The sequence below is a fragment of the Mesobacillus sp. genome (assembly GCF_047739415.1).
In the GTDB taxonomy this organism is placed as follows: domain Bacteria; phylum Bacillota; class Bacilli; order Bacillales; family Cytobacillaceae; genus Mesobacillus.
Map to the genome: position 1 here is coordinate 1 of NZ_JBIQOE010000153.1, position 8,614 is coordinate 8,614.

Sequence of the window (8,614 nt, forward strand, 5' to 3'; positions counted from 1 at the left end):
AACGGCGGCGAGGAGGCTCAGCGCCGGCCCCGCGGAAAGCGAAGCGCCTGGAACGGAAATCAACAGCCCCAATTTCACCACCAATCAAAAAAAGACTGTAAACAAACACGATTTTCATCGAGTTTGTCTACAGTCTGAGACGGAGGAAATCTACTGATTGCCTCCGTCTTGATGCTTTAATCCTCATATCCCTGCATGGAATCCATATGGCTAGCAATCATTGCTATAATGGTTGGAGCCACTTCCTTAGTAAAAATAAAATTCGTTTCGTCCTTAACCATTTCATCATCCTCGGTCCAAATCCGGTTAATGCGGCGAAGGACTCCGTCACCCGTCTCTTCTACAAGACCGAACTGGTAGGTAACCTCAACTTCATCCTCCTTTAAAAATGCCGTGACCTCAGGTGTTTCCCACTCAACATCGATTTCCTCAAGGATATCATCTTCGTCTATAAGCTCCGCCACATATAACTCATCATCTTCTTCGATTCCGTCATCTTCATAATATATTGTGTCGTCATCCTCCGTAGCATAAACGACATCGAGCTCGTCCTCATCATCGTTTATGTAATCGTGGAAACCTTCGTGAACCGCATCGACAATATCATCAATATCTGAGAGGATGACACGCGCAGGCTGCTCAAGATCCTCATCAATGGTCTCTGTATAGAATTCATCATTATGCGGATCGAAATATAATATATAGAAATAGTCTCTTTCACCATCATCATAATCCACAAAGAACTGTATCCTTGGATGCTTCGAACCTCTCTCAACCGCCATCTGACCTTCTTGATCATACTTTTCACAAATAGATTCAAGATGATCCTGCAGCTCTCCAACGACACGATCGAACCATTCCATAGACATAAAAATCCATCCCTTCATCTGTATTCAGGTTTAGCTTGCCCTGCTGTCCACAATATCCTTGTTAGTAAAATAGAGGAAAATCATATTGGGGGAGGTTGCTGTACACCAGTCAAGCATAGCAGGAAGAACGCCTACATAACCCGAAAATGCGAAAACGAAGCCAATAGGGTAAAAGGATGGCTTTGCATTAACCGCAAATGTGGAGAAGAGGCAAAAAGGGTAAAAGGAACCCGCAACAATACCTATAAATGAAAAACAGCTCCCAAAGAAAAACCGCCTGAGCTTTGAACGCTTCCAGGCGGTTTCCTTCTACAGGCAAAGCATGTCTCCAGCTAACTCCGGAAAATCAATAAAAGGGTTGCGATTACCCTGGAGCTCCTGGATTGCTGCATTTCGATGCTTTTCATATAGAGTAACAGGGTGCTCATTGTGCCAGCTAAGCAGAAGCTGTAGGTCCATTTTTGCATCCATCTTTATAACATCCTTAAATCTTAAAGCGAAATAAAAGACGGCTCTCGAGACAATCCCTTTTCCATATTCGGGTTCGAATTTACCGGTTTCTACCATGCCGCAGCCTGTCCTGATTCCTGAAGCAGTGAATTCGGGATCATAGGGCTCAAAATCGTGATACGGAAGATTGCTCCTCATGCTATTGCATCCAGGTTCACAGGCAAACAAGTGATGAAGATCGCCTCGCATCGGTTCATCGCCATCAAACCAGGATTGAGGTACTACATGTTCAGTATTGAAAAGCATCTCGGAACTAGCTGTAAAGCCTCCTTCACTTAGAGTTCTAATAAGCCGCAAATCCTCCTCGATCACCTCGACTGGGTCAAGTTCCTGCCCGGAGTAAAGGCTCTTCAACTGCAGGTTCTCCTGTAAGTCCACCCATGGATAAACATACTCATGCGGCGAATACTTCAAATGGGAGGAGTGCGTTCTGACCAGCAGTGAATGAAGTTGTTCCCGTGCAAAAGCAGCATCACAGTAATACTCATCGCGCAATTTTGCATCCAGCTCTGCATCATAATACGTTTTATTCTGGATGTTATGAATATACGCCTCGCTAGCAGACAGGATCATATCGCATCCATGACCATCGTTTTGAAGCTCTGGTCGAATATTTCAGCCAGGTGCTCCGGCACAGTCAGATAAACGAGTCCATTGCCTTCCAGCTTTGGCGAATTGCCGAGCGGCACAGTCCGCTTGACCAATTGAGCATATAATTCAGGTTCTGTTAGCTCTCGCTCAAAGTGGACTTTAGCATAAGTCTTAATCAGTGCCAGGGCACCGGATACATGGGGAGCCGCCATCGAGGTCCCGCTCAAGGTCGCATATTTTCCATTCAAATATGTTGAAGTAATCCGCTCACCTGGAGCCACGACATCAATTTCATTATGTGAGTTGGTAAAATCGGATGAACCTCTTTCAAGATTCACTGCCCCAACACTGATGACTTCGTTATAAGCACCAGGATAGGCAAATTCATTGGTTGCATCGTCGCCATCTCCTTCATTGCCAGCGGCACAAATGACAAGGATATTCTTTTTAACAGCTGTCTGAATCGCTTCGTGCAATTCAGGAACGTCTGCTGGTCCGCCCAGTGACATGGAGATAATATCTACTTCCTGCTCAATTGCATACTGAATACCTTTGATAATCCATTCATACTTGCCTGAACCAGCTTTGTTCAATACTTTTACAATCAGCAGACCAGCCTCAGGCGCAACACCGATGACGCCGGCCTCATTTTCCTGGGCAGCGATCGTGCCTGCCACATGTGTACCGTGGCCATTATAGTCAGTATAAAGATCAGGGTTGCTGCGATCATCATCGGTAAAATTCCTTCCGCCGATAATTCGATCCTTTAAATCAGGATGTGTAATTTCACAGCCAGTATCCAAAACTGCAACCTTCATTCCCTTTCCTTTCGTTTCGTTCCAAAGCTTGGGTGCCTGGATCATCTCAACACCTTTTGGCATCTCTTTGATTTCATCAGCTTCATCGATCACGGTATAAGGAATAACACGAACACCTTGCTCCATTTCTTTCCCTCCTTAGAGATAAAATTGAAGCTAGTTCTAGTTGTAATAATAAGTCTAACAATTCTGACTATTAATAAACAGGACCGTTAGTAGGGTATTTACTAGAAACAGATATCCATAATTGGGCATTTCATCCTAATGGAAATACCGTGATTTTATTCAGTAAACGTCTGAGAAAACTGGAAAAGGAATCGTCGGTCAAAATTGCATTACACCCTTAAGCAGGTTGAACACTACTTTCTAAGGGGTGAGATTACTTTGAACGTCGTAACGACATTTGTAGATAAAAGAAAACAAAAACAAGTGAAATATGAGCGATCGATGCTCCGTGAATTATCAATCAACATCCTGCAAGGCAGGGTGAAACAATATTTTGGCTCATCAAGGCTGACCTCGAATCTCATCATGAATTCAGGAATCGAAGAAGCTTGCTACGATGTAGCTATAGAGGCATATCTACTGGGCGCGAAATTCAGCCGTTTTGGATACTTCGGTGAACCGATAGAAGCGGTGAAGCCCCGGTGTGAAAAAGAAGAGCGGCATTTGATTGACACCTTATATAACTTTTTCCTGTTTTGGGGGAAGGGTGAAGAGGGAGTAGGTTCAGAAGAGCTTTATTACTTGTGTGAACAGTATGTAGACAGCTGGTGGAGAGAAGGATTCATGAAGGGTGAAAAGAAATATAAACTGAGGCTGCACTAGCAGCAGTTCTAAACCGTCTACCTGTCCCATATAGTTTATTATCAGGGACTAGCTGGGAAGGATGGTTTAGAACATGTTGAAGAAACTCAAATTCGTATTATTTGCAGCCGGCCTTGCCGTGCTGTTCCTTATATTGCAGTATGATTTTACCGAGCATGACTCCTGGGAATCCTGGAACCTTCCGCTTTCAGGAAAAATCATCTATCTTGACCCTGGACATGGAGGGGTTGACCCGGGAGCAGGAGAAGATGAACCCTTTGAAAAAGATATCGCGCTTAACGTTTCCTTGAAATTACGGGATTATCTCCAGCAGCAGGGGGCACTTGTAATCATGACGCGCGAAACAGATATTGACCTCGCGGATAAAGGCCTAAAGGGCTACAGTAAGCGAAAGGTCCAGGATTTAAAAAGACGACTGGATTTGATTAATGAGTCCGAGGCGGATTTTTATGCAACGATACACTTGAATGCGATCCCATCATCCAAATGGAAAGGGGCGCAAACATTCTACTCCACGAATTATAAAGAAAACAAACGAGCCGCCAAACTTATTCAGGACGAATTACGCCGAAACCTTGAAAACACAGACCGAGATGCAAAGGCGGCGAATAGCATCTATTTATTGAAACATACGAATAAACCTGGGGTTTTGGTCGAGATAGGATTTTTATCAAATCCCCAGGAAGCCGCAAATCTGAAAGATGAGGCTTATCAGGAAAAAGTTGCAGGATCAATTTATGAAGGTATGCTCAGATATTTTACAGATGAACAGAAATTTTGGGAAAAATAATGAAGGGTCCTGGATCCTTCTTTTTCTTTTTGGAAGAAATATCTTTCAGAAATGTGTGATAGGTTTAACACTTAGGAATTTTATCAATATGTTATACTGTCCTTGGAGATAAATTTTTACAGAGGAAGGTGTCATTTATGTTAACTGAAGCTAAGGTGCGCGAAAGTTTAAAAGACCTTAAGGAACCATTTTTACATAAAACACTCGAAGAGATAAATGCAATCGAAGAAATCAAGATTAAAGAAGAGAAGAACCATGTAAGCGTTAAAATAGCTATCGCGAAAACAGGTACTGCAGAACAGCTGCAGCTGCAAACGGAAATTGTCAATATCTTAAAAAGCGCGGGAGCGGCATCTGTAGGATTGCGTTTCTCTGAACTGCCTGCAGAAGTTCTATCAAAATTCCAGACAGCGGCTCCTGAAGAAGAGGAAGGCTTGCTGTCTCCTAATAGCCAAACAACATTCATCGCGATCGCGAGCGGAAAAGGAGGAGTAGGGAAATCTACAGTATCCGTTAACCTTGCTGTCTCACTAGCGCGTTTAGGAAAGAAAGTTGGTCTTGTTGATGCGGACATCTACGGTTTCAGTGTTCCTGACATGATGGGCATCACAAAGCGTCCGGTTGTAAGAGGAGAAAGAATCATTCCAGTAGAAAGACATGGAGTGAAAGTTATCTCTATGGGATTCTTTGTGGAAGATAACGCTCCGATCATCTGGCGCGGACCAATGCTTGGCAAAATGCTGAACAGCTTCTTCAATGAAGTTGAGTGGGGAGAGCTGGATTATCTTCTGTTGGACTTGCCTCCAGGAACAGGGGATGTTGCGCTGGATGTTCACACCATGCTGCCATCATGTAAAGAAATCATCGTTACCACTCCGCATCCGACAGCGGCATTCGTTGCTGCACGTGCAGGTGCGATGGCTCTTCGCACAGAACATGAAATCCTCGGTGTCATTGAAAACATGTCTTACTTTGAAAGCAAGCTAACTGAGGAAAAAGAATATGTCTTTGGACAAGGCGGCGGTGAAAAGCTGGCGGACGAGCTAAACACTAAGCTTTTAGGCAAACTGCCATTAGGCCAGCCAACCTGGAATGAAGAAGACTTTGCACCATCCATTTATCAGGAAGACGATAAAATTGGCGCACTTTATACAAATATTGCCCAGCAAGTTGTCCAAATGCTTGGAAAGTAATAAAGAGAGCCTCTCCTTCAGCAGGAGAGGCTCTTCATATATCTATTTGGCTTGCTGGTCGGGGCTGACCAAAGCGCCTGTGCTATCTTTCAATTATTATTGCCCTCCAGAGCCGCCGCCTGATTCCGCACCGCCACCGCCGCCAGAACCGCCGCCGCCTTCTTCTGCGTCTCCCTCAGACTTTTGGGTTGGCATTTCCTCAGCAGCTTTGACAATCAATGCCTGCAGCTTCGCTTTGAATAATGGGCTTTCAAAAGTTTCGGTCATGACTTTTTGTAAATGCTCCCGGTATTCTTTGCTTTTCAGCAAAGTGGTCAGTTCTTTTTCAAGCTCCGGGTCTTTCATTACCTCAATCATCATGCCCTTATATTCTGGATCTTTCATAAGATCCTTTAACAGCTTTTCATTTTCCTTCTTCATGCTTTTTGCAACGCTCTCAGCGAATTTTGGATCTTCAAAGGATTTTTTCCAAAACTCCATGCCTTTCTCGGAGGTCATTGTCTTTTCGACTGTATCAATTACGACCGGTTGGTCCATTATTAGCTTTTCCTTCATGCCATCGTCACCCATGACTTCCTGAATTGCTTTTTTTCCATCATCAGTCTTCAGGATGTCGACAACCATTTTCTTTGTTTCCTCGTAATCGACTTGCCCCCCTGCTGACTCGGCTGGAGAAGCGCAGCCGGCAGCTAAAAGTAAAAAGGATGCAGGGAGTAAAAACTTCATAATCTTCTTCATCTTCCATTCCCCTTTCACATAGACAGCCCTAATTTTAGGATGAGTAAAATGACAAATTGTTATACATGAATAACGACACCTAGATTTTTCAAACCCGCATTGGTACAATCAAATGGTGAAGTTTAATTTTGTTCTGGGGGAAAAAATCGTGACAAGCCGTAATTGGGTACACTTATTTCTCACCACCCTGGTTGTTGGAGCGGTGACAACTGCTTTGGTTGGTTTTATTGTCCGCTGGAGTGAATTCCAGCAGCTGTTAAGTGATTTCAACATTCTTGAATTCCTTTCAATTTTAGTATGGCTAATGGGTGTGGGTCTTATATTTAGTATTCTTAGCCAAATGGGTTTCTTTGCTTATTTGACAGTACATCGTTTTGGCCTTGGTATTTTTAAATCACTATGGAAGCCTGTACAAGTCCTGTTGGTTGCTTTTGTATTGTTTGACCTCGTCTATTTGCGTTATGACGTATTTGCGGAAAGCGGCGAGAGTATCATGCCTTATATAGGGCTCGCGGTAATCGTTCTGGCCGCAGGGGTGATTGTGGCTTTTATGAAGGTCAAGCAAACAAATAAAGACGCTTTTATTCCTGCATTATTCTTCATGGTAGTTGTAACCGTGATTGAATGGGTGCCGGTACTCCGAGTAAACGAGCACAGCTGGCTTTATCTCATGTTATTTCCATTGTTGGCATGCAATGCTTACCAGCTGCTGGTTTTGCATAAGCTTAACCAGAAATCACAGGAAGAGAGAAAAGCCCTTGATAAAAAGGCTAAAACAAATAAAAAAGTACAAAAAAAGCCGTCCAACGCGTAGTTGGACGGTTATTTTATTTCTGCTGATTTAGAATCACCATTGGCAATCATTTCTGAAGCTGTGACCATCTTCAGATTCTTTGACCTGATATCCTTTAACACCAGAGGCAGTGCTTCCGCTGTTTGTTTAGCTGAATCAGAAGCATGCATCAACAAGATATCACCCTTCTTTGCCTTTGCAGCATTCTCGGCAATGACCTCAGTGCCAGGATTCGTCCAATCCTTTGTATCAAGACTCCAGTGGACGACTGTATATCCGAGTCGTTCGGCAATTTTTAAGGTGCGTTGATCAAAATGGCCAGTAGGGGCACGCAGCAGCTCGATGTTCTTAACATTAAGCTTTTTAAATGCTTCCTGAGCTTTTAGGATATCACGCCTGATTTTATCTTCCTCTAGATCGGTATAATCCTTATACTCATATCCAAGCATGCCAATTTCATATCCCTCTTTCACCATTCGGTTCACCAGGTCTGGATGTCTCTCTGCCCAGGATCCTGACAAGAAGAAGGTGACAGCTCCTGCTTTCTCTTTCTTCAGAACGTCAAGAATCGGTTCCGCTTTTTCATCGCCCCAGCCAATATTAAAGGTCAAAGCTAAATCCTTTTCTCCTTTATAAATGGCTTTAGGGCCATCTTTTGCTGAAAAAGCAGGGAGTTGGACCATGTTTTCCATGTAAAAGAACCATGCTGTAAAAAAAGCTGCAATCACGATAACAAAAACTGTTTTAATCGACTTAGCATTCATTACATAAAAGAAATTCATTTTCTCACCACCTCGTCCAATGCACTCCTTGTCTCATTTTTATTCCGCAGGTCAAAAAGATATGATAATAAAAATCAGATTATAAAAATCCGAAAAAAAGACAACACTACAAGCACTATGTGAAAAATGAACAGGAGTGTATGTATGCTTGGTGTTCTGATCAATGAAAAGGAACTGAAAGAGCTAGAATACTTAATTAAAAGAGAAATGGATGAAATCCTATTCGATCTAAAGGACGATCGTATTGATCATGTAGTAAAGAGGTCAATGAAAGAAAGATATCAAATACTGTTTTCGCTCTTTAAAAGAGTAGCATCTCCAAAGGAATGCCTTAAGTATATGCCAGCGAAGAAGAGCATGTATAAAGGTCAATAAACAATTAGAAAACTTTTTCGTAATATTTGTTGACGTAAATAAATTATCCTGTTATATTAATAAACGTCGCTGCTGATCCACTCGGTAACACAGTGAATCGGCGGAAAAAATAATAAAAAATGTGGTTGACATCAAATTGGTCACATGTTATATTATGAAAGTCGCTTCTGAGCGGCGAGACAATAAATTGTTCTTTGAAAACTAAACAAACAAGCGTCAACAAACAATATTTATCATGGCTTCTATTATAGAAGACCATGAGCCAACGTTTTAAATTATGAGCTAAACTCATACTCTTTCTTGGAGAGTTTGATCCTGGCTCAGGAC

Annotated in this window: 11 protein-coding genes; 5 read left to right on the forward strand and 6 right to left on the reverse strand. The window is 42.7% G+C overall.

Going from position 1 to position 8,614, the window contains the following annotated elements; translation table 11 throughout:
* Positions 1-176: 176 nt before the first annotated feature.
* The 3 genes from ACH0QE_RS11970 to ACH0QE_RS11980 form a co-directional block, all read right to left on the reverse strand.
* Positions 177-869, reverse strand: coding sequence for a hypothetical protein (locus tag ACH0QE_RS11970; protein WP_415800873.1), 693 nt, complete (start codon positions 867-869; stop codon positions 177-179).
* A 309-nt stretch (positions 870-1,178) separates the two neighbouring features.
* Complete coding sequence (locus ACH0QE_RS11975) at positions 1,179-1,952, reverse strand: endonuclease I family protein (protein ID WP_415800874.1); 774 nt, start codon at positions 1,950-1,952, stop codon at positions 1,179-1,181.
* Positions 1,949-2,914, reverse strand: a complete 966-nt coding sequence (locus ACH0QE_RS11980) for a S8 family peptidase (RefSeq protein ID WP_415800875.1) — start codon at positions 2,912-2,914, stop codon at positions 1,949-1,951. The genes ACH0QE_RS11975 and ACH0QE_RS11980 overlap by 4 nt, the downstream gene beginning before the upstream one ends.
* Positions 2,915-3,172: 258 nt before the next feature.
* On the opposite strand from ACH0QE_RS11980, the gene ACH0QE_RS11985 reads away from it, so the two are divergent.
* The 3 genes from ACH0QE_RS11985 (at position 3,173) to ACH0QE_RS11995 (ending at position 5,599) form a co-directional block, all read left to right on the forward strand.
* Positions 3,173-3,616: a YbaK family protein gene (locus ACH0QE_RS11985; protein ID WP_415800876.1), complete on the forward strand. Its 444-nt coding sequence runs from the start codon at positions 3,173-3,175 to the stop codon at positions 3,614-3,616.
* A 73-nt stretch (positions 3,617-3,689) separates the two neighbouring features.
* Complete coding sequence (cwlD, locus tag ACH0QE_RS11990) at positions 3,690-4,406, forward strand: N-acetylmuramoyl-L-alanine amidase CwlD (RefSeq protein ID WP_415800877.1); 717 nt, start codon at positions 3,690-3,692, stop codon at positions 4,404-4,406.
* A gap of 137 nt (positions 4,407-4,543) precedes the next feature.
* Positions 4,544-5,599, forward strand: coding sequence for a P-loop NTPase (locus ACH0QE_RS11995; protein ID WP_415800878.1), 1,056 nt, complete (start codon positions 4,544-4,546; stop codon positions 5,597-5,599).
* Between the two features lie 96 nt (positions 5,600-5,695).
* Here the strand turns inward: ACH0QE_RS11995 and gerD are convergent, their stop codons facing one another.
* Positions 5,696-6,337, reverse strand: a complete 642-nt coding sequence (gene gerD / locus ACH0QE_RS12000) for a spore germination lipoprotein GerD (RefSeq protein ID WP_415800879.1) — start codon at positions 6,335-6,337, stop codon at positions 5,696-5,698.
* Between the two features lie 148 nt (positions 6,338-6,485).
* Here gerD and ACH0QE_RS12005 point away from each other — a divergent pair, with 148 nt between their 5' ends.
* On the forward strand, positions 6,486-7,151 hold the full coding sequence (locus tag ACH0QE_RS12005; protein ID WP_415800880.1) for a KinB-signaling pathway activation protein: 666 nt from the start codon (positions 6,486-6,488) through the stop codon (positions 7,149-7,151).
* Positions 7,152-7,159: 8 nt separating this feature from the next.
* On the opposite strand, the gene pdaB is transcribed toward ACH0QE_RS12005, so the two are convergent.
* The gene (pdaB, locus tag ACH0QE_RS12010) at positions 7,160-7,912 is read right to left on the reverse strand and encodes a polysaccharide deacetylase family sporulation protein PdaB (RefSeq protein ID WP_415800881.1); all 753 of its coding nucleotides are present in this window, start codon (positions 7,910-7,912) and stop codon (positions 7,160-7,162) included.
* A gap of 144 nt (positions 7,913-8,056) precedes the next feature.
* On the opposite strand from pdaB, the gene ACH0QE_RS12015 reads away from it, so the two are divergent.
* Positions 8,057-8,287: a hypothetical protein gene (locus ACH0QE_RS12015; protein WP_167834127.1), complete on the forward strand. Its 231-nt coding sequence runs from the start codon at positions 8,057-8,059 to the stop codon at positions 8,285-8,287.
* A 43-nt stretch (positions 8,288-8,330) separates the two neighbouring features.
* Here ACH0QE_RS12015 and ACH0QE_RS12020 read toward each other — a convergent pair.
* Positions 8,331-8,614: hypothetical protein (locus tag ACH0QE_RS12020; protein WP_415800882.1), on the reverse strand; the 284-nt coding region annotated here is incomplete at its 5' end.

Coding starts and splice junctions, on each gene's coding strand:
- ACH0QE_RS11970 (WP_415800873.1), bottom strand. CDS start 869: ATGTCTATGGAATGGTTCGATCGTGTCGTTGGAGAGCTGCAGGATCAT.
- ACH0QE_RS11975 (WP_415800874.1), bottom strand. CDS start 1,952: ATGATCCTGTCTGCTAGCGAGGCGTATATTCATAACATCCAGAATAAA.
- ACH0QE_RS11980 (WP_415800875.1), bottom strand. CDS start 2,914: ATGGAGCAAGGTGTTCGTGTTATTCCTTATACCGTGATCGATGAAGCT.
- cwlD (WP_415800877.1), top strand. CDS start 3,690: ATGTTGAAGAAACTCAAATTCGTATTATTTGCAGCCGGCCTTGCCGTG.
- ACH0QE_RS11995 (WP_415800878.1), top strand. CDS start 4,544: ATGTTAACTGAAGCTAAGGTGCGCGAAAGTTTAAAAGACCTTAAGGAA.
- gerD (WP_415800879.1), bottom strand. CDS start 6,337: ATGAAGAAGATTATGAAGTTTTTACTCCCTGCATCCTTTTTACTTTTA.
- pdaB (WP_415800881.1), bottom strand. CDS start 7,912: ATGAATTTCTTTTATGTAATGAATGCTAAGTCGATTAAAACAGTTTTT.
- ACH0QE_RS12015 (WP_167834127.1), top strand. CDS start 8,057: ATGCTTGGTGTTCTGATCAATGAAAAGGAACTGAAAGAGCTAGAATAC.